This window comes from Campylobacter sp. JMF_04 NA10, from assembly GCF_027737655.1.
In the GTDB taxonomy this organism is placed as follows: Bacteria; Campylobacterota; Campylobacteria; order Campylobacterales; family Campylobacteraceae; genus Campylobacter_B.
Window position 1 is genome coordinate 325,627 of the sequence record NZ_JAOVTZ010000001.1, and the last position, 19,081, is coordinate 344,707.

General features: G+C 39.6%; 23 protein-coding genes and 1 tRNA gene. 6 read left to right on the forward strand and 18 right to left on the reverse strand.

Features of this window, described 5'->3' with window-relative positions; translation table 11 throughout:
• Positions 1–3 precede the first annotated feature (3 nt).
• From atpG to rplU, 12 genes are all read right to left on the reverse strand, one after another.
• The gene (atpG, locus tag OFO12_RS01690) at positions 4–915 is read right to left on the reverse strand and encodes an ATP synthase F1 subunit gamma (RefSeq protein WP_270858372.1); all 912 of its coding nucleotides are present in this window, start codon (positions 913–915) and stop codon (positions 4–6) included.
• 12 nt (positions 916–927) lie between these two features.
• On the reverse strand, positions 928–2,442 hold the full coding sequence (gene atpA, locus OFO12_RS01695; protein WP_270869244.1) for a F0F1 ATP synthase subunit alpha: 1,515 nt from the start codon (positions 2,440–2,442) through the stop codon (positions 928–930).
• Positions 2,443–2,455: 13 nt separating this feature from the next.
• Positions 2,456–2,986 carry a F0F1 ATP synthase subunit delta gene (locus tag OFO12_RS01700; protein WP_270858374.1) on the reverse strand — a complete coding sequence of 177 codons (531 nt, stop codon included), beginning with the start codon at positions 2,984–2,986 and terminating at the stop codon, positions 2,456–2,458.
• Positions 2,986–3,498, reverse strand: a complete 513-nt coding sequence (locus OFO12_RS01705) for a F0F1 ATP synthase subunit B (protein ID WP_270858375.1) — start codon at positions 3,496–3,498, stop codon at positions 2,986–2,988. The genes OFO12_RS01700 and OFO12_RS01705 overlap by 1 nt, the downstream gene beginning before the upstream one ends.
• A gap of 9 nt (positions 3,499–3,507) precedes the next feature.
• A complete protein-coding gene (locus OFO12_RS01710; RefSeq protein WP_270869245.1) occupies positions 3,508–3,930 on the reverse strand; it encodes a F0F1 ATP synthase subunit B family protein in 423 nt (140 codons plus the stop codon).
• Positions 3,931–4,001: 71 nt separating this feature from the next.
• Positions 4,002–4,868 carry a ParB/RepB/Spo0J family partition protein gene (locus OFO12_RS01715; RefSeq protein ID WP_270864843.1) on the reverse strand — a complete coding sequence of 289 codons (867 nt, stop codon included), beginning with the start codon at positions 4,866–4,868 and terminating at the stop codon, positions 4,002–4,004.
• Complete coding sequence (locus tag OFO12_RS01720; protein ID WP_270858378.1) at positions 4,865–5,647, reverse strand: ParA family protein; 783 nt, start codon at positions 5,645–5,647, stop codon at positions 4,865–4,867. The genes OFO12_RS01715 and OFO12_RS01720 overlap by 4 nt, the downstream gene beginning before the upstream one ends.
• Positions 5,644–6,279 (reverse strand): biotin--[acetyl-CoA-carboxylase] ligase, encoded by a 636-nt coding sequence (locus OFO12_RS01725; protein WP_270869246.1) that lies wholly within the window; start codon positions 6,277–6,279, stop codon positions 5,644–5,646. The genes OFO12_RS01720 and OFO12_RS01725 overlap by 4 nt, the downstream gene beginning before the upstream one ends.
• Complete coding sequence (gene fmt, locus OFO12_RS01730) at positions 6,270–7,190, reverse strand: methionyl-tRNA formyltransferase (protein ID WP_270869247.1); 921 nt, start codon at positions 7,188–7,190, stop codon at positions 6,270–6,272. Before fmt ends, OFO12_RS01725 begins: the two co-directional genes overlap by 10 nt.
• Entirely contained in the window at positions 7,187–8,233 is a 1,047-nt protein-coding gene (gene obgE / locus OFO12_RS01735) for a GTPase ObgE (RefSeq protein WP_270869248.1), read from the reverse strand. The genes fmt and obgE overlap by 4 nt, the downstream gene beginning before the upstream one ends.
• 101 nt (positions 8,234–8,334) lie before the next feature.
• Positions 8,335–8,592 (reverse strand): 50S ribosomal protein L27, encoded by a 258-nt coding sequence (rpmA, locus tag OFO12_RS01740; RefSeq protein ID WP_270858382.1) that lies wholly within the window; start codon positions 8,590–8,592, stop codon positions 8,335–8,337.
• A 10-nt stretch (positions 8,593–8,602) separates the two neighbouring features.
• Positions 8,603–8,911, reverse strand: coding sequence for a 50S ribosomal protein L21 (gene rplU, locus OFO12_RS01745; protein WP_270858383.1), 309 nt, complete (start codon positions 8,909–8,911; stop codon positions 8,603–8,605).
• Between the two features lie 206 nt (positions 8,912–9,117).
• Here rplU and OFO12_RS01750 point away from each other — a divergent pair, with 206 nt between their 5' ends.
• Both OFO12_RS01750 and OFO12_RS01755 read left to right on the forward strand, forming a co-directional pair.
• Positions 9,118–9,552: a hypothetical protein gene (locus OFO12_RS01750; protein ID WP_270869249.1), complete on the forward strand. Its 435-nt coding sequence runs from the start codon at positions 9,118–9,120 to the stop codon at positions 9,550–9,552.
• 91 nt (positions 9,553–9,643) lie between these two features.
• Positions 9,644–10,105 carry a DUF411 domain-containing protein gene (locus OFO12_RS01755; protein WP_270858385.1) on the forward strand — a complete coding sequence of 154 codons (462 nt, stop codon included), beginning with the start codon at positions 9,644–9,646 and terminating at the stop codon, positions 10,103–10,105.
• A gap of 545 nt (positions 10,106–10,650) precedes the next feature.
• Here the strand turns inward: OFO12_RS01755 and OFO12_RS01760 are convergent.
• From OFO12_RS01760 to rplM, 6 genes are all read right to left on the reverse strand, one after another.
• On the reverse strand, positions 10,651–11,244 hold the full coding sequence (locus tag OFO12_RS01760) for a hypothetical protein (protein WP_270862183.1): 594 nt from the start codon (positions 11,242–11,244) through the stop codon (positions 10,651–10,653).
• 152 nt (positions 11,245–11,396) lie between these two features.
• Positions 11,397–11,470, reverse strand: a tRNA-Gln gene (locus OFO12_RS01765).
• Positions 11,471–11,477: 7 nt separating this feature from the next.
• Entirely contained in the window at positions 11,478–12,128 is a 651-nt protein-coding gene (locus OFO12_RS01770; RefSeq protein ID WP_270858387.1) for an HAD family hydrolase, read from the reverse strand.
• A gap of 53 nt (positions 12,129–12,181) precedes the next feature.
• Complete coding sequence (locus OFO12_RS01775) at positions 12,182–13,183, reverse strand: OmpA family protein (RefSeq protein ID WP_270865880.1); 1,002 nt, start codon at positions 13,181–13,183, stop codon at positions 12,182–12,184.
• Between the two features lie 118 nt (positions 13,184–13,301).
• Positions 13,302–13,691, reverse strand: a complete 390-nt coding sequence (gene rpsI / locus OFO12_RS01780; RefSeq protein ID WP_270858389.1) for a 30S ribosomal protein S9 — start codon at positions 13,689–13,691, stop codon at positions 13,302–13,304.
• A gap of 2 nt (positions 13,692–13,693) precedes the next feature.
• Positions 13,694–14,119 (reverse strand): 50S ribosomal protein L13, encoded by a 426-nt coding sequence (rplM, locus tag OFO12_RS01785; protein ID WP_270858390.1) that lies wholly within the window; start codon positions 14,117–14,119, stop codon positions 13,694–13,696.
• 316 nt (positions 14,120–14,435) lie between these two features.
• Here rplM and OFO12_RS01790 point away from each other — a divergent pair, with 316 nt between their 5' ends.
• From OFO12_RS01790 to OFO12_RS01805, 4 genes are all read left to right on the forward strand, one after another.
• Positions 14,436–16,064, forward strand: a complete 1,629-nt coding sequence (locus OFO12_RS01790) for an L-lactate permease (protein WP_270869400.1) — start codon at positions 14,436–14,438, stop codon at positions 16,062–16,064.
• Between the two features lie 236 nt (positions 16,065–16,300).
• The gene (locus OFO12_RS01795) at positions 16,301–17,038 is read left to right on the forward strand and encodes a (Fe-S)-binding protein (protein ID WP_270858392.1); all 738 of its coding nucleotides are present in this window, start codon (positions 16,301–16,303) and stop codon (positions 17,036–17,038) included.
• Positions 17,035–18,462 (forward strand): LutB/LldF family L-lactate oxidation iron-sulfur protein, encoded by a 1,428-nt coding sequence (locus tag OFO12_RS01800; RefSeq protein ID WP_270858393.1) that lies wholly within the window; start codon positions 17,035–17,037, stop codon positions 18,460–18,462. The genes OFO12_RS01795 and OFO12_RS01800 overlap by 4 nt, the downstream gene beginning before the upstream one ends.
• Positions 18,455–19,075, forward strand: coding sequence for a LutC/YkgG family protein (locus OFO12_RS01805; protein WP_270858394.1), 621 nt, complete (start codon positions 18,455–18,457; stop codon positions 19,073–19,075). Before OFO12_RS01800 ends, OFO12_RS01805 begins: the two co-directional genes overlap by 8 nt.
• The last annotated feature ends 6 nt before the right edge of the window (positions 19,076–19,081 follow it).

A 19,081-nucleotide genomic window follows, 5' to 3' on the forward strand; every position in this document is an offset into this window, starting at 1 on the left:
TTATTATTTCATTGATTCTACACCGCTGATAATCTCTATCAGCTCAGTAGTAATAGAACTTTGTCTAGCTTTATTATATGCCAAATTTAGCTGAGCGACACGCTCTTTTGCGTTGTTTGTCGCGTTTTCCATAGCATTCATTCTAGAACAATGTTCTGCTGCAAGTGAATCTATCAGAGCATAATACATACTATAACTCAAATAGCTTTGCACCAAATTCATCATCAAAATTTCTTCATCTTCTGGATACTGAACTTCTACTTCCATTACAGAACCAGTTTTAAAAGCACTCTCATCGATCTCCGGCTGTCCGATAGGCACGAGGGTAGAAACTCTCATTTCTTGCGAAATCATATTCAAATATCCATTGTGGATAAGAACGATTTTATCAGTTTTGCCCTCTCTAAAATCAGCAACCGCAGCATTTACGATATCATTAGCCTTCTCAGGATTTGGCGATGAGCTCACGCCAACATATCTTTCTAAAAGCTCGACACCTTGGAAGTTAAAATACTCGATACCTTTTTTACCCACAGCTCTTAGGCGAACTTTTACATTTTTCGCTTTATACTCTTCGATTAGGGCTTTTACTTGTTTAATGGTATTGATATTAAAACCACCGCAAAGTCCCTTATCTGCTGTGATAAAAAGCAAATCAACAACTTTGACTTCTCTGCTTGTGTTAAAAATTTTTAGCTTATCATCATCACCTACGCTAGCGGCTACATAGTCTTTGATTCGTGCTGAAATTTCGCCAAGAACATCGTTGATCTTCACAGCATAAGCACGAGAGCGCATAGCAGCTTCTTTGGTATTTTTAAGCTTTACATTAGAAACAAGCTTCATAGCTTTTGTTGTTTTTTCTGTATTTTTTACGCTTTTTATCTTTAACTTAATATCTTTTAAATTTGCCATTTTTTAGCCTTATTATGCCGAAAATGTCGCTTTAAAGTCATTTAATGCTTTTGCCAAATTTTCTTCTAAATCTTTTTCCAAAGTCTTTTTGGTTCTGATTTGCTCGAAAATTTCAGGGTATTTAGCCTCGATAAATGGATAAAGCTCAGCTTCAAATTTGCCGATTGCGCTTGGTGCGATATCGTCTAAATATCCCTTGCTACCTGCAAAAATAATGACGATTTGATTTTCAACTGGAAGCGGGCTGTAAGGTGGTTGTTTTAGGATTTCAACCATTCTTTGACCGCGGTCTAGTTGTTTTCTACTGCTTTCGTCCAAATCGCTTGCAAATTGTGCAAATGCTTGAAGTTCGCGGTATTGAGCAAGATCTAGGCGAAGTGTGCCTGAAACTTTTTTAATCGCTTTGATTTGTGCTGAACCACCGACACGGCTAACTGAGAGACCGACATTAATCGCAGGGCGGATACCTGAGTTAAATAGACCTGATTCAAGGAAAATTTGACCATCAGTAATCGAAATAACATTTGTAGGGATATATGCTGAAACATCGCCTGCTTGTGTTTCGATGATAGGAAGCGCTGTTAAGCTACCAGCACCCAAAGCGTCACTTAGCTTACTAGCTCTTTCAAGTAAGCGAGAGTGAAGATAGAAAACATCGCCCGGATAAGCCTCGCGACCCGGTGGTCTTCTTAAAATCAAAGACATTTCGCGGTATGCAACAGCGTGTTTGCTTAAATCATCATAAATAATCAAAGCATGGCGTGAGTTATCTCTGAAATACTCGCCCATTGTGCAGCCTGAATATGGGGCTAGGTATTGAAGCGCAGCGGCCTCGCTAGCACCAGCTGAAACTACGATAGTGTATTCCATAGCGCCGTATTCTTCTAGTTTTTTAACAACTTGTGCTACGGTTGATTGTTTTTGACCGATAGCGACATAGATACAAACGACATCTTGACCTTTTTGGTTGATGATAGTATCAACTGCAACGGTTGTTTTACCTGTTTGTCTATCGCCGATGATTAGCTCTCTTTGACCTCTACCGATTGGAACAAGGGCGTCAATCGCTTTAAGACCTGTTTGAAGTGGCTCATGAACTGATTTTCTAGCCATAATGCCTTTTGCTTTTTCTTCAACGAATCTTGTTGTATTTGTATCGATTGGGCCTTTGCCGTCAATCGGCTCGCCAAGGGCATTTACAACGCGTCCGATTAGCGCATCGCCTACTGGAACACGCAAAAGTTTGCCAAGTCTTTTTGCGCTACTTCCTTCATTGATACCGCTTGTATCGCCCAAAATAACGACACCGACACTGCTTTCTTCTAAATTCAGCGCAATACCGCGAGAGCCGTTTTCGAACTCAACCATTTCATTAGCCATAACATTTTTTAGGCCATAAACATTAGCGACACCGTCAGCAACAGATACAACCTTACCTGTCTCTTCGACATCAACGCTAAGATCAAAGCTTTCAATTCGCTCTTTAATTATGCTACTAATTTCGTCTGCTTTAATTTTCGCACCCACACTTTACTCCTTATTAAATTGCTTTTAAAATATATTCACTCATTTTTTGTTTCAATCTATCGATTGAAAAACTAATCTCAAATCCCAAATCCTCGACCTCGATTTTGATACCCTCATAGTCGCATTTGACTAGTTCGAGTAAAATTTCGGCGTTAAATTTCTTTGAAATTTTGCCTTGCAAATCTTTGATTTTATCCTCGCTAATATCTTGATTTGAGTAAATTTTGCCGTGGAATTTGTTATCCATAGCAGAGATATTTTTACGCAAATCATCTGTGATTTGAGGAATCAAACCAATTCTTCTGTTTTTGGCAAGAAATTTGATGAAATTTACGATTTTATCGCTTGGATCTTTGATAAAAGAAAGTATTAAATTCACTTTATCAGCGTCTTTGATTGTTGGGGATTTTATAATATCGCCAAATTTTGAAACCTTAAACGCAGATGAGATAGTCTCCAATGTGCCTAAAACAGCGCCTAATTCGTCTTTTTTATAAGTTTTAATCAGTGCGCTTACATATTTTTTCGCCGTATTATCTATCATCACACAGCCTTTTTCTCAATGATATCAAGAAGCTTGTCTTGCTTGAATTCCATAGTATCTTTTGCAAAAACCTCATCTAAGATTTCATTTACGACCTCTTTTTCGATACGGCGTGTTTCGAAATCTTTTTGCTCAGCGAAAGATTTGTTTAAATTTTTAATCTCTTGCTCGCTCATTGCTTTTACTTTATCAGCCGCAAAAACAGCCTCTTTTTTAGCAGTTTCGATTAACGATGCGCCTTGGGCTTTTGCCTCTTCTAAATCTTTTTTTGCTTGTTCTTTTTTCTCATTTGATTCTTTTAAAATTCTTTGATTTGTTTCAAGGCGTTTAGCGATACTATCGATTCTGGCTTTGAAAGCGTCTTTTGCAGGGCCTTTTAGAAGGTAATATAAAATGCCGAAAAACAATACGAAATTTATCGTTCTCCATACTATATCGTAGTCTTTGGGGCCGTCATGTCCGCTAGCTAGCGAGATAAGTGGCAAAATAAGGAAAATTAGATATTTTTTCACGCCGACTCCTTAAATTTTTAAAAGTGCAGATTTGATTTCGTCTTTGAAATCAGGGATTTTCGCACTCAAATCACTTTTTAAGCTTGCTTTTTGCTCGTTTAAGCTTTCGCTAAATTTCGCAAAATCGGCCTCTAATTTAGCTTTTTGCTCAGCAATTTCTTTGCTAGCAACCTCTTTTGCGCTATCTACCGCTTCTTGCTTAATTTTACTTGCCTCGACCCTCGCAGCGTCAAGAACCTTTGCTATCTCTGCTTTGTTAGAATCGACATCTTGTGCGTTTTTTCTAGCATTTTCCTCATCTTCTCTAATCGCTTTTTCGCGCGCTTCCATGTGCGCAAGAAGCGGTTTGTAAAGCTTGGTATTTAAAAATGCTATTAGCGCTAAAAACACAATGATTGTCGTCAGCATTGCAGATACACTAATTTCTAGCATTACACCTCCTTGGCTAAATTTTATATAAACTTGGGATATTACAATAATTAAGATTAAAATTTAATATAATTTTAACCTATTTGTTTCATAAAGTCTGAAATTTGTGAAATTTCGCTAAATTCTATGAGAATTTTCTTATCTTTCACGCTGATTTTTCCAAATTTGTTTAATTTTTCTTTCAGTTTCATAAGTTCTGGCTTAAAGGTTTGGAATTCTTTATGGTTGTTTGCAGTTTTGACATTTTCTTTGCTTTTTAGCTTTTTGATCAAATCCTCGGTCTCTCTGACGCTGAGTTTTTGCCCAGTGATTGTATTTAAAACCAAAATTTGCTCATCTTCGCTAAGACCTACGATGACCTTAGCATGGCCTTGGCTGATTTTTTCCGTGCGCAAAGCATCTTGGAGCGGGGCTGATAAATTTAACAAACGCATAGTGTTTGTGATTTGCGTGCGGGATTTTTTAATGATATCGGCTAACTCTTCTTGTGTGATTTTATACTCTTCGATTAGTTCGCGGTATGATTTGGCTAGCTCGATTGGGTTTAAATTCTCCCTTTGGATATTTTCGATTAGGGCTAGTTCGCGCATATTTTGCGAGCCAAGGTCCGCTACGACGGCTTTGATTTTGCCTAGACCTGCTAGCTTGGTTGCTCTTAGTCTTCTCTCGCCGGCGATTAGGACATAGGCGCCATTTTTTTCGATGACTACGATTGGCTGGATAAGGCCGTGTCTAAGGATACTCTCGCTTAGTTCGCGAAGTGCTTCTTCGTTGAAATTTAGCCTTGGTTGATATGGATTTGGCGAAATTTTATCCACATCGATTTCGATGACTAAATTTTCAGATTGTCCATCTTCTAGCTCTTTTGTGTATGCCTTTTCGACATCTTCTAAAATACTACCTAAACCCCGTCCTAGCACACTTTTTTTGACCTTGCTCATCTTTTCTCCATTACTGCTTTTGCTAAATCCTGATACGCTAGCGAACCAGCCGATTTTTTATCATATAAAATTACCGGTTTGCCAAAGCTTGGGCTTTCGGCGAGTTTTACATTGCGTGGGATTACGACAAGGTTTTTGTCCTTGCCGATGTAAAATAGCTTTTCGCCAAAATACTCTTGCAAATTCGCCACGGTTTCCTTAGCAAGGTTGTTTTGCGCAGAATACATTGTCGGCAAAAAGCCCCTGATTTGCAAATTTTTATTTATGGTTTGTTTGACGATCTTTATGGTATTTAGCACGAGTGCGACGCCCTCTAATGCGTAAAATTCGCACTGAATCGGGATTATCACGCTATTGCTAGCTGCTAGGGCATTTACCGTGATACTGCCAAGCGTAGGTGGCGAATCAATAATGATATAATCATATATATCTTTTATCTCTTCGATTTTGTTTTTTAGGATTAGTTTGAAATCAGCCTCGTCAGCACTTTCGCGCTCGATACCCACCAAACCGATATTTGAAGGGGCTAGATCCATATACTCCATTTGTGTTTTTTGTATGACTTCGGAGAGTTTTTTGCGACCAGTTAAGACATGGTAGATATTAAACTCAAAATCGCTTCTGTTAAACCCAAGCCCAGTCGTGGCGTTTGCCTGAGGATCGACATCGATTAGAAGCACTCGCTTTTTTTTCATCGCAAGCGACGCGCTCAAATTTATCGCTGTGGTTGTCTTGCCTACACCGCCTTTTTGGTTTGCAATCGTTATTATCTCGCTCATCTTAAACTATAAATCCTCTTTTTATTTATTATTATCGCCCCGTCGTCGCAGAGCCTCGCTTGCGAGAGTGGGACCTTTTCGCCCTCGATATGAGCGCAAAAATTTTGAGACAGGCGAAATTGTAACGAAAATTTACTAAAAATTTGCTTCCACGAGATTTTATTTTTGTATAAATTTAAAAACCCCTCCACAGCGTCTTTTGGAGTGATTTTTATGTCTAATATACCCGCAAATTCGGGCGCGCTTACTAGATTTATACCTATGCCACAAACTAGGGTGTTTTTGATTTTGTTAGTCAAAATTCCGCCGATTTTGCGATCATTTATGTAAAAATCATTTGGCCATTTAAGCCAAATTTCAGAACCGCGCGAAGCGAGAAATTCTCTCATTATCATCGCAAAATAAATGCTGCTCGATTGCAGCGGCACACCCTGGGGCAAATCGCTAATCTCCACGCAAAACGAAAACGCCAAATTTCCGCTTGCACTCTCCCAGCCATTTCCGCGCGAGCCCACACCGCTACTTTGCGCCTGCGCCACTAAACAAAAGGGCGCAGTGGCGCTTGCGTTTTTCAATCTTTCGATTAATTCACTTTGCGTCGAGGGCAAAATCCCAGCAAATTCTATCTGCATAAAAACTCGCCTACGCCCAGGCGTTTGCCATTTATAAAATCACTCGCACTTATGGGCTTTTTGCTTGGTTCTTGCAAGGCTGTGATTTTAATCGCTCCCCTTTTGCAAGAAAGGCAAAATCCGTCTTTTTGGATACTTAAAATTTGGCCAAATTTATCAAATTCTTTGTCTTTGAAATCCTGCGCTAACTCTAAATTTAAAATTTTAAGCCCCGAGGCAGTGTAAATTCCAGGCCACGGAGTTAGAGCGCGAAATTTATTATAAATCTCGCTTGCACTCTCACTAAAATCCACAAGGCCGTCTGATTTAAGGATTTTTTTGCAATGCGAAGCAAGGGCGGAATTTTGTTTAATCGGCGAAATTTGGGTGAAATTTTGCAAAACTTTGACAATGAGCTCACCTGCTAGCTCGCCAAGCTCACTAAAAAGCTCGCTAGCCATTTTGCCCTCGCACGAAGTGCGGGCAAAACCCAGCATATCGCCAGTATCTAGCCCCTCGTCCATGAGCATCGCAGTTACGCCAGTTTGTGCTTCGCCAGCCAAAATCGCGCTTTGGATAGGGCTAGCGCCACGGAATTTTGGCAAAATAGAAGCATGTAAATTTATACACGGCGCAATCTCTAAAATCCCTTCTGGCAAAATTTGACCATACGCTGCCACGACGATAAATTCGGGCGCAAGCTCCCTGATAATGCGCTCATTATCACCCTCGCGCAATCTATTTGGCTGAAAAATTGGCACGCTTTTTAAATTTTCCTGCGCCCAGATTTTCACGCTTGGCGGGGTTAAAATTTGTTTTCTACCCACAGGGCGATCTGGCTGACAAAATATCCCCACAATCTCAAATTTAGCCACCAATGCCCTTAAAATCGTCGTAGCATACTCTGGCGTGCCCATAAAAACTATTTTCATTTTTCCTCTTTTTTCACAAGTTTAAATAGCTCAAATTTTAGCTCGTTTATACCTGCGCCCACAACACTCGAAATCCCCATAACAAAGGCTGGTTTGCTCTCATCAAGCTTGCCAAACATTTCGTAATCTTGCCTTTTTTCATATCCAAATTCGCGCAAAAATTCATCGCATTTTTCATCAAAATTTTCGCATGCATCAAATTTCGTAAGCGCAATCGCAAAGGCGCGCTTTGCGAGATCTGGCGAGAATTTTTCAAGCTCGGCGCGAAGTGCGCGGTATTGCTCGCCTAGGCTTCGATAATTTGCAAGATCAAGCATAAAAAGCAAAATTTTAGTGCGCTCGATATGGCGCAAAAATTTTAGCCCAAGCCCCTTGCCGTCGCTCGCCCCCTCGATGATACCAGGGATATCGGCGATCACGAAATTGCTAAACTCATCTACGCTAACCATGCCAAGCTTTGGCGTGATTGTGGTAAATTCGTAGTTTGCGATTTCGGGTTTGGCGTTTGAAACGACAGAGATTAGCGTGGATTTGCCGACATTTGGAAAGCCTACAAGTCCGACATCTGCGATGAGTTTTAGCTCTAATCGCACATTTTTAGCCTCGCCAGGAAGCCCTGGTTGAGCGTATTCAGGGCGCTGATTTACGGAATTTTTAAAATGCACATTTCCAAGGCCCCCTTTGCCGCCCTTTAAAAACAGCTCTGTTTGCCCGTCAATCGTCAAATCAAGCAAAAGCTCGCCACTATCATCGTCATACACCGCCGTTCCAGGTGGCACTATGAGATATAGATCCTCGCCACTTTTGCCAGTTTTTTTGCGACCCTCGCCAGGTGCGCCGTTGCTAGCCTTAAAAGCGCGTTTGCCTTTGTAAAATGAGAGAGTGTGAGAGTTTTTATCTACTTTAAAAAATACATCGCCACCTGCTCCGCCGTCTCCGCCGTCAGGTCCGCCTAAAATGACAAATTTTTCGCGTCTAAAACTTACGCACCCTGCTCCGCCCTTGCCGGAAGTTACACTAAATTTTGCACTATCTATAAACATAACAATCCTTAAATTTAAAAACGGCAATTATAGCCAAATCGGTTAAAAATACTTTTTAAAGTGGAAATTTTAAGAAGAAAAGGGGCGAAAAGCCCCTAAAATTACGCAACAGGATAAACTGATACTTGTTTGCGATTTTTGTCTTTGCGCTCGAATTTTACTACGCCATCGATTAGAGCGAAGATTGTGTGATCGTTGCCAAGACCTACATTGCTACCTGGGTGAGTTGCAGTGCCTCTTTGGCGGATGATGATATTGCCAGCTCTAACAAACTCGCCACCGAATTTTTTCACACCTAAGCGGCGTCCGATACTATCACGGTTATTTTGGGTTGAACCTTGACCTTTTTTGTGTGCCATTAGCTATCCTTTATGCGTTGATTGCGACAACTTTGACGCGAGTGTATTGGCGTCTGAAACCGCGTTTTAATTTTGAGTCTTTTCTTCTGCGTTTTTTGTAGATTACGACTTTTTTGTCTTTACCCTCTGTAACGACCTCTAAAACCACCTTTGCACCCTTAACAAATGGCGCACCTACCTTTAACTCGCCGTCATTTAGCGCTAAAACTTCGCTAAGTTCGACTTTACTTTTTGGCTCTGCTGCAAAATGATCTAGATTTAGGTAGTTTCCCTCCTCTACTCTATATTGCTTGCCGCCGTGTTTGATGATTGCATACATCAAAGCTCCTTAAAAATTTGGTAGCCAAAAGGGCATTTGCATTGCAAAATTTAATAGCCCGATTTGGTAATAAACTTGGGATTTTATCTTAAATTTCATAAATTCCTACTGAAACGCATAATAAAATTTAAGATATTTGCAGTTTTAATTTTAAACTAAACATAAATGTGATACTATCAGCCTGAATTTATTTTAGGAGAATTTAGATGAAAAAATTAGCTGCGATAATCCTTTTATCCGCTATTTTCACAGGCTGTTCTAACTGGAATATAGCCAACCAACCAACCGGCGCACGCACTCAAAGCGCTTCTCAAACCACTGCCCCAGCAAATGAGCCAAGCATAAGTGGCGTGACAGACAAAGTCCAAGAGGTCTCAAACGACACCGTAGAAATGGTCGAAGAAAACCTACCAGATGCAGGCGCAGTCGATGCCGTAGTCGATAAAAGCGATGCTTTTCATATCAACCAAGTAATTTCAGCGTGGAATAAACAGCCAGATTCTATCCGCACTACCGCAAACAACGGCAATATCTACACTTGGAAAAACTACAAACCAGGTTGCGATGTCTCTTTGACTAGCGATTCTGAGGGTTATGTCCCTAAATCTGCGATCTCATCAGCAATCTCAAAATGCTTATAATCCACCTTCCTTGCCGAATTTGGCAAGGAATTTTTAAAATTTAATCTTTTGTCATATAATCGCCACAATTTTTGTAATCAAAGGATTTATAATGAATAAAATTTTACTCTCCACAGCGCTTTTCGGCGCATTTTGCGCGAATTTGCACGCTGGTAATTTCATCGAAATTTATCAGGGCCTAACCTGCGAATGTTGCCACAAATGGTCGGCTTATCTGCGCGAAAATGGCTTTGAGACCAAACATATCTACCTAGACGATGAAGCTTTTATCCAAAAAAAATACGACGAAAAAGTCCCATTGGAGCTTGCTAGCTGCCACACTGCGCTGATTGATGGCTATGTCGTCGAAGGCCATGTCCCAGCAGGCGAAATCCGCATAATCCTAAATCAAAAACCAAGCGATATTGTAGGAATCGCAGTTCCTGCCATGCCACTAGAAAGCCCGGGTATGGAAGTGGGCGCCGAGCCTGAGATTTACGATGTCATCGCAATCAAAAAAGATGGCACCACAAAGGTCGTCGCCACATACAAAGGCAAGGAAAAAATCAAATAAATTTTGGCGAAATTTAAGGCAAAAATTTACTCAATCTATCTTTGCAAAGAAATGCGAAGCATTTCCGAAAAATAAAGTGCTAAATTTAAAGCTTTGCTTTAAATTTAGCCACCTTAAAAGCGTCGTCGGGGGTTGGGGGTTTGTAAGGGGGAAGGGGCGCGACCTCGCAAAATGAGCGTAGCGACGGCGACAGCCGGCATTTCTTGCGAGCGAAGCGAAGCAGAGTAATTCAAGCCCCCTTCCCCTTACGAGAAAAGCAAAATTTCGCCTAAAATTTAAAAAATCGTTCAATGCTAAATTTGGGTTGAATTTTGAATTTAAATTTCCCTAGATTGCTTCGAAAACTTCGTTTTCTCGCAATGACAGCAAATTTAGCATAAGGAATTTTAAAGTCGTAGATTGCCACGCCGTGCAAAAAGCGTCTTGACGCTTTTTTTGGCTCGCAATGACAAATTGAACAAATTCGAGGCAGTATTTGCGAAAATATAAAATTTATCAAAATTTGGCGAACGCAAATTCGCCAAATTTCAGGGTTACAAGAAGTTTTAGTTAAATTTGTAGTTGTATCCAGCATATCCGCCAAATGTAGATTTGTCGAAATCTGGCCAATCGCTAGTGCCGTTGTGCCATGATTTATCAGCCTTGATACCTGCTTCGAACTGACCAATCTCGCTATCAATGATAAGTCCCACATGGCCGCCGATAATGAAGCCTTTTTGAGTTTGGCTATCGCTAAACTCGCCATCGCTTAGGCTGACTTTTAGTAGCGAAAGACCCATATATGGGCCAACGGCTAGTTTTAGGTTTGAGCTAAGCGCTGGCGTGTAGTCCGCGCCTACTAATAACTCATGTCCGCTAAGCTCGCCTTTGGCTAGGAGGGTGTTATCCATATAGACTTCCTCTGAATATTTTGTGTTGTAGTTGTATTGCGAGTAAGCTCTAAAATCGCCGAAATCATAACCACCCTTGACGCTGATTACGCCTTGTTTGACGCTATCTAGTGAGCCTACGCCAGAGATATCTACATCGCCAGTGAAGTTGTATCCGCCACCAATACCGATAAATGCGCCCTCGTCTGCGAAGCTGCAAGCGCAAGCCAAAGAAGTTGCTAAGAAAATTTTAGCCAAATTTGATTTCATAAAAATCCTTTCAAAAAAATTTTATCCAAATTTCAAACTCAGATAAATTTCATCATTATACCCCCCCCTTAAAAAAATCTTAAAGTATGCTAAAATAGGGGCTTTGAAAGGAATTTCATAAAAATTTTGGAAAATTTAGTGGAAATAAAATTTGGATGGGCTAATAGGGGTCGAACCTATATTCACGAATCCAGAGTTCGTTGTCCTGCCATTAGACGATAGCCCAAGGGGAATTATAAATTTTGTTTGATTAAACTCACCGCCGCATAAGCGTTTTCGCAGACAAACTCGCAGTGCTTTCTAAGCTGCGCCTCATCGCCATACCCACACATTACACCCACGCTACGCGCTCCGGCGTTGCTCGCAGCTAGTGCGTCGAGCTTCGTATCGCCCACCATAAAAACGCTTTTATCCACAGGCAAACCTAATCCCTTCATCGCGTTTATGATAGGCTCGGCGTGCGGTTTGACATGCTCTACATCTTCTCTACCGATTATCACGCTAAAAAACTCGCCAACGCCAAGTTTATCTAGCAAGAGTTTCGAGAATTTCGATGTTTTCGTGGTAACCACGCCTAAATTTGCAAATTTAGCACCAAATTCCACAGCTTCGTAAGCACTCTGCAAAAGCGTGGTTTGATCTAGATAAATTTTGACATATTTTTCTTTATAGAGCCTTACATATTCGCTCGTATCGCCCACTACACCAAGTCCAGCGAAAATTTCATCTAGCGGATAGCCGATTAGTTTTTTGATCGCTTCATCATCCGGGCAAGCCTCGCCCATTTTAGAAAAAGCATAAGCAAAACCCTCCAAAATCGCAGAGGTCGAATCTATCAAAGTCCCGTCTAAATCAAATAAAATTGTAGTGTTAAATTTCTGCATTTTTGTAAATAAAAAAAGCGGAGCCTAAGCCCCGCTTAAAATTTTTAGAAAGATTATTTTCTAAATTTAGCATCAACGCGTCTGTTTTGAGCGCGGCCTTCTTTTGTAGCGTTTGTAGCGATTGGTTGAGACTCGCCATAGCCTACGCTAGAAATTCTAGCAGCATCAACGCCGAAGTTTTGCAATGCGCCAGCAACAGCAGCTGCTCTTCTCTCAGATAGTTTTTGATTGTAAGCGTCTGAACCAGTGCTATCTGTGTGGCCTTCTAGGATTACGCTGTAATCTGAGTGCTCATTTAGGTAGTCGCTTACATTTTTGATTTCGCTCATGTATTCGTCTGAAATTTTTGAACTATCAGTAGCGAAATTTACGCCTAGGTTTAGTCTGATTACTTTTTCGCAGCCGTATTCATCTACAACTACACCAGCAGCTGTGCCTGGGCATCTGTCCATATCATCGCATACGCCGTCATTGTCTGAATCTACGCAGCCAGTTGCAGCGTCTGCAAATCTTTTACCGAAATCAACAGCGAAGCCAAGTGTGTAGAATAGAACATGGTTGCCGTCTTCGAATCTGATAGCGTCTCTTGCTTCAAGTTTTGTAGCGAAGTTTCTTGTAATGTAGTATTTCATACCTAGACCATATTGCCAGAAACCGCTGTCTTGGTCGCCGTCATTGAATACATCTTTGCTATAATCCATATAACCAACACCAGTTAAGCCATATAGTTTGAAGTTGTCAGTGAAATTTACTAAATCTTTTACCAAATTGATGTGGTAGTATTTAGCGTTTGGCTCTTTGCCACCATTTCTGTGAGCAAGGTCCTCTAAACCGATATCGCGAGAATAGTCAAAACCTAACTCGATTTGATCGATAAATGAATCTTGAAGATTTTTAGCTAGGCGAAGACCTGCCATGAAATTTGAATCCAAATCCATGTTACCTTCGTGAGTCATGCCACCGATTGTAGGAGTAATCTCCCAGTGATAATCCGCATCTGTTGCAAGTAATGCACTTGATGCACACAAGCTTAGTGCAAGTAAAACTTTTTTCATTAAACATCCTTTCGAAATGAATTTAAAACTTTTAATTATAGTAAATCTTTTTTTAAAATTTTTTAAAATTTTCCAATTAAGTTTAAAAAAACCTTGAAAAATAACAGCCAAAACCCTATTATCTTTTTGAGAATTGTGGGCTTCTGCGCGCTTTTCTGCGACCAAATTTCTTTCTTTCTACTGAGCGAGAATCGCGAGTTAAAAGACCTTTTGGTTTTAGAGCTGCTCTGAAATCCTTATCCATAGCTGCTAGTGCGCGTGAAATACCGTGGCGCAATGCCTCTGCCTGAGCTGAATAGCCACCGCCTAGTGTTTGAGCAGTGATATCCATAGATGTCTCTTGTTTTGTAACTAAAAGCGGTTGAATAACCTTTAATTTAATAGCCTCGTGACCGCCAAGCCAAGTATTTAGGTCCATACCATTTACAACCATTTTACCGCTACCTGGTTTTAACCATACCTTAGCTACGGCTGTTTTTCTTTTGCCTGTTGCGTAAATTGTTGCCATAATTATTTTCCTTTACTTGTTGTTTGCGCTGTATGTGGGTGCTCGCTACCCTCATAAACGAAAAGCTTTTTAATCATTGCTTTACCTAGTTTTGTTTTAGGAAGCATACCGCGAACTGCAAGTTTGTATAATTTAGCAGGATTGTTTTTCAACATATCCTCAAATTTAACGCTTTTTAGACTTCCAAAATACCCTGAATAGCTATGATATAGCTTATCCTCGCCTTTGTTTGCACCTGTAAAAACTGCTTTTGAAGCATTTACGATAATGACATAATCGCCACAATCAACATTTGGTGTGTAGCATGGTTTGTGTTTGCCGCGCAATAAAACTGCGACTTCGGTTAGCATTCTACCGAATCTTTTGTCAGTTGCATCAATAACAACCCAGTCGCGTTTGACTTCGCTAGGCTTTGTAATTTCTGTCATGATTTCCGCCTTCTTAAAAATTTTGAAAAATGGGATTTTACAGAAATAACCTTATAAAAAACTGAATTTAAGTAAAATTTAAAGAATTTAAGTTTTTTGGGGCAAAATTTTGGAAATTTTGATACCTTAAATACATTTTCTTTAAAATTTTTTTAAAAAATAATTAAAGTATTCTTTTTTATTTATTATTTATTTATTTTTGTATAGACTTTCGATTTAAGAATTATCAAAAGATAATCTAAATTTATCTTGCAAAGGAGATCTAACGATGCATACCTTGCTGGCCTTTTTACCTATTGTCGTCATTTTGGTTATGATGATAGGGTTTAAACTTAGTTCTAAGCTCTCGCTTAGTGTTGCCATGTTTTTAGCGATTGGTATAGCTCTGTCTGCGTTTAGCGTAAATGCCGATGGCACTAGCGTTTTGGCGTATGTGCTTTTGGGCTTTATGAAGGCGTTTGATATCTTAGTCATCATTTTTGGTGCTATTTTGATCTTAAACACCATGAAATACTCAGGCGCTATGAACTCAATCAACAACGGCTTTACCAAAATTTCAACCGACCGCCGTGTTCAAGTATTGATTATCGGTTGGGCGTTTGGTGCATTTATTGAGGGTGCGGCTGGTTTTGGAACACCTGCTGCTTTGGCTGCTCCACTTCTAGTAGGTCTTGGCTTTCCTGCTCTTAGTGCAGCTCTTGCATGTCTTGTGCTAAACAGCTCGCCTGTTAGCTACGGTGCGGTTGGAACTCCAACATTTGGTGTTAAAACTACCGTTCAAAGTCTTGTAGAAGGAAGCGGTGGAAATATAGAACCGTATATAACTACCGTTAGCACAAATACTGCTATCATCCACTCAGTAGGCGCTATTTTTATTCCTTTTATCGTTGTTATGATAATGGTAAAACTATTCGGTAAAAACAGAAGCTTCAAAGACGCTCTTCCTGCATTGCCATTTGCTATGCTTGCCTCAGTTAGCTTCATCGTTCCTTATTTGATAGGCGCAAAATTCTTGGGTATTGAGTTACCATCACTTCTTGCTGGTCTTATATCTCTTGGTATCCTTATCGCATCTGCAAAAGCTGGATTTATGACTCCAAAAGAGAACTGGGATTTCGTTCCTCGCGCACAATGGCAAGAATTTTGGATAGGTTCAACTCAGGCTTCTGAAAATGCACCTAAACAAGAAGAAAGTAGCAAAAAAGAGATGCCATTGTTTATGGCTTGGTTACCATACATCCTTATTTCATTTATACTAGTTGTTACTCGTATTCCTGCAATCGGATTAAAACCAATTCTACAAAGCTGGAAAATAAATCTATTTACTGCTCCTGATAACTTGATGTTTGGTGTCCCTGGCACTGCATATAGCTTCAACTACGGCTATTTACCAGGTATTATTCCATTTATTTTGGTTGCTATCCTTACTATATTCTTGCACAGAATGAGTGGCAATGATGTAAAAGAGGCTTGGAGCAAAACTTTCAAACAAGTTGCAGCAGCGGCAATTCCACTAGCAGCTGGTTTGGCTTTGGTTCAAATCATGTTAAATGTCGGCACAACAGTTGATGGAACTAACTACTCTATGATTAAACTTATGGCGAAATTCTTTGCTGATATTTCAGGTCAAGCTTATGTTGCTGTTGCGCCACTAGTTGGTATTCTTGGAGCATTTTTCTCTGGTTCAAATACCGTATCAAATATGCTCTTCTCAGGTCTTCAATACGAAACAGCTACGCTTGTTGGCTTAAAAACCGAAGTTATTGTTGCACTCCAAAATGTTGGTGGTGCTATCGGTAACATGGTTTGTATCAACAATATCGTTGCTGTGTGTGCGACTGTTGGCTTGCTAGGTAAGGGTGAGGCTAGATGTCTTACTTACAATATAGCCCCAGCAGTATTTTATGCAATAATAGCCGTTATAATCGGTGTGATATTGCTATAAATTTTATGAGTGAAATTCTATCTTTGCGGATAGAATTTCACTATTTTTTTATGCTTAAATTTTAAAAATTTCAAATTTTTCTTTTTTTAAACTTAAAAAATATTGTAATAAAAAAATTACATTTCATTTTAATTATAATTTAATGTTATTTTAATCCAAATTTAATACAAAATATTCCAAAAGCGTGATAAAATAACTAGTCTAAATTTAAATTTATTCGAGAAAGGAGAATAAAGGTGAATAAGGTTTATTTTTTTGCAACCTGTCTTGGCAACGCGGTTTTTACCGATACCGCTTTAAATGCAGTTAAGCTTTTAAGAAGAGAGGGTGTAGAGGTTATTTTCAAAAAAGATCAAACTTGCTGTGGCCAACCAAGCTACAATACAGGTTATTTCGAAGACACTAAAAAAATAGCCCTACACAATATCAATCTTTTTAGCGAAAATTATCCTGTTATCGTTCCGTCTGGTTCGTGTGCTGGTATGATGAAGCACGATTATGTCGAGCTTTTCAAAGGCACAGAATACGAAGGAAAAGTCAAAGAATTTAGTTCTAGGGTTTATGATTTGTGCGAGTATTTAGACAAGGTTTTGCATGTCAAATACGAAGACAAAGGCGAAAAAGTAAAAATCACTTGGCACTCGAACTGTCACGCTTTGCGCGTCCAAAAATCAATCCAAAACGCTAAAAATTTGCTAGCTCAATTCAAAAATGTAGAATTGATCGAGCTTGAAAGAGAAGAGGAGTGTTGCGGATTTGGCGGAACTTTCGCCGTAAAAGAGCCTGAAATTTCTAACGCTATGGTTCAACAAAAGATTAAATTCATAGAAGAAAGCGGAGCTGATTATATCGTTTCAGGTGATGGCGGCTGTTTGATGAATATCGCAGGAACTATGAAAAAAAATGGTTCAAGAGTAAAAGGTATTCATCTATATGATTTCATAATCAAAAGAATTGAAGGAGCAGCGCTATGATGAATCATGAAAATTTAGTAAATCAAAAGCTTGCTGACAAACAACTAAGAGCAAACCTTGACTCTGCAATGCACACTCTTCAAGGTAACAGAAACAGACTTAGCACTACAAAATTTAAAAATTTTGATGAGTTAAGAAGCAGAGCAAGAACCGTTAAAAATAACTCTCTTGCGACACTTGATGAAAGACTACTCGAATTTGAAGCAAATGCTACAAAAAACGGCATGAAAGTGCATTGGGCAGTAAATGGCGAGGAAGCAAACGAGATAATTTATCGAATTATAAAATCTCACAACGGAGATAAAGTTCTAAAACAAAAAACAATGGCTAGTGAAGAAATTCACCTAAACCACTATTTAGAAGAAAGAGGCATCAAAGCCCAAGAAACCGACCTTGGTGAGTTGATTATCCAATTAATCCAAGATCCGCCTGTTCATATCGTCGTCCCTGCGATTCACAAAAACCGCAATGAAGTCGGTAAAATTTTCCAAGAGCGCTTAGGTGCGCCATTAGAGAGCGAACCTGAAAAACTAAATGCAATCGCTAGAAACCACCTAAGAAACGAATTTAGAACGATGAAAATCGGAATTTCAGGCGCAAATTTTGGTATTAGCAAGGCAGGAGCTATTTGGTTGCTAGAAAACGAAGGTAACGGTAGAATGTGTACCACAGCCCCTGATGTGCATATCGTAATCTGTGGTATAGAAAAAGTTTTAGAGACATTTGAAGATGTAGTAAGCGCTCACTCGCCTGTTACTCCATCAGCCGTAGGTGCGCCTATCACTTGCTATAACAACATCATCACAGGCCCTAGAAAAGAGGGCGAGTTAGACGGTCCAAAAGAAGTCCATGTTGTCTTACTAGATAACGGTAGAACCGATATGCTAACAAATGAAGAATACTTCGAAGCTCTAAGATGCGTTAGATGCGGTGCTTGTATGAACTACTGCCCTGTTTATGAGAAAATCGGCGGTCACACATACCACGCTGTATATCCAGGACCAATCGGCGAAGTAATCAGCCCACAAATTTTTGGTATGGAAAAAAATGCAGATATTCTTAATTTCTGCTCACTTTGTGGTAGATGTAGCGAAGTTTGCCCTGTTAAAATTCCGTTAGCAGAGACAATCAGAAAGCTAAGAAGCAATAAAGTCGGTGAAGGTAAGAAAAAAGCAAAAGGCTCTGATTTGCTAGAACACAGCAAAATCGAAGCAATGGGATTTGCTGGATTTAGAACAGTTGCTACAAATGGATTTATGTGGAGAACTGGAATTTCCATAGCTTCTAAATTCTCAAATTTCGTAGTTAAAAAGGCAGATTCAATCCCTGTGGTAAAACTATGGACAAGACATCGCTCAGCACCTGTCTTAAAAGGAAATCTACACGCAGATATCCAAAAAATCGAAGGAGTAATCTATGAGTAGCAAAGAGACAATTTTAGCTAAAATTAGGTCAAACAGAGTAGCTAAAAGAACAGAAATCGAACCACTAGATATAACTAAATTTGTCGAAAACGAAGGCGATAAATATGAAAACTTTAAGACAAATTTGACAAACAATAAAGCCGTTGTTCATGAAACAGACGAAAAAGGACTTCAAGCGCTAGTAGAAGAGATCGTCAAAACAGTCGGCGCAAAAACAGTTATGTTTGGTTCAGATTTGCCAATCAAAACAGACAAATTGCAAGCAGAAAAATTGCCGTTTGACAAACCAGTAAATGAGATAAGAGAAGCGCTTTTTGATGCGGATACTTCGATTATTCAAGCAAAACTTGGCGTTTCAAACTTTGGCGTATGCTGCGTAGTTAGCTCAAAAGCACAACCAAGACTTCTTAGCTTGCTTCCGACAAACTGCATTATTTTGCTTAGAAAAAATGCCCTTGTAGAAAGCTTAGATAAAGCCTTAGCAGAGGTTACAAAAGATGAGTTGCCTACAAATATCAACTTTATCATGGGACCATCTCGCACCGCAGATATCGAGCTTATCACAGTTCTTGGCGTGCATGGACCACGAAATGTCCATGTAGTGCTATACTAAAATTTA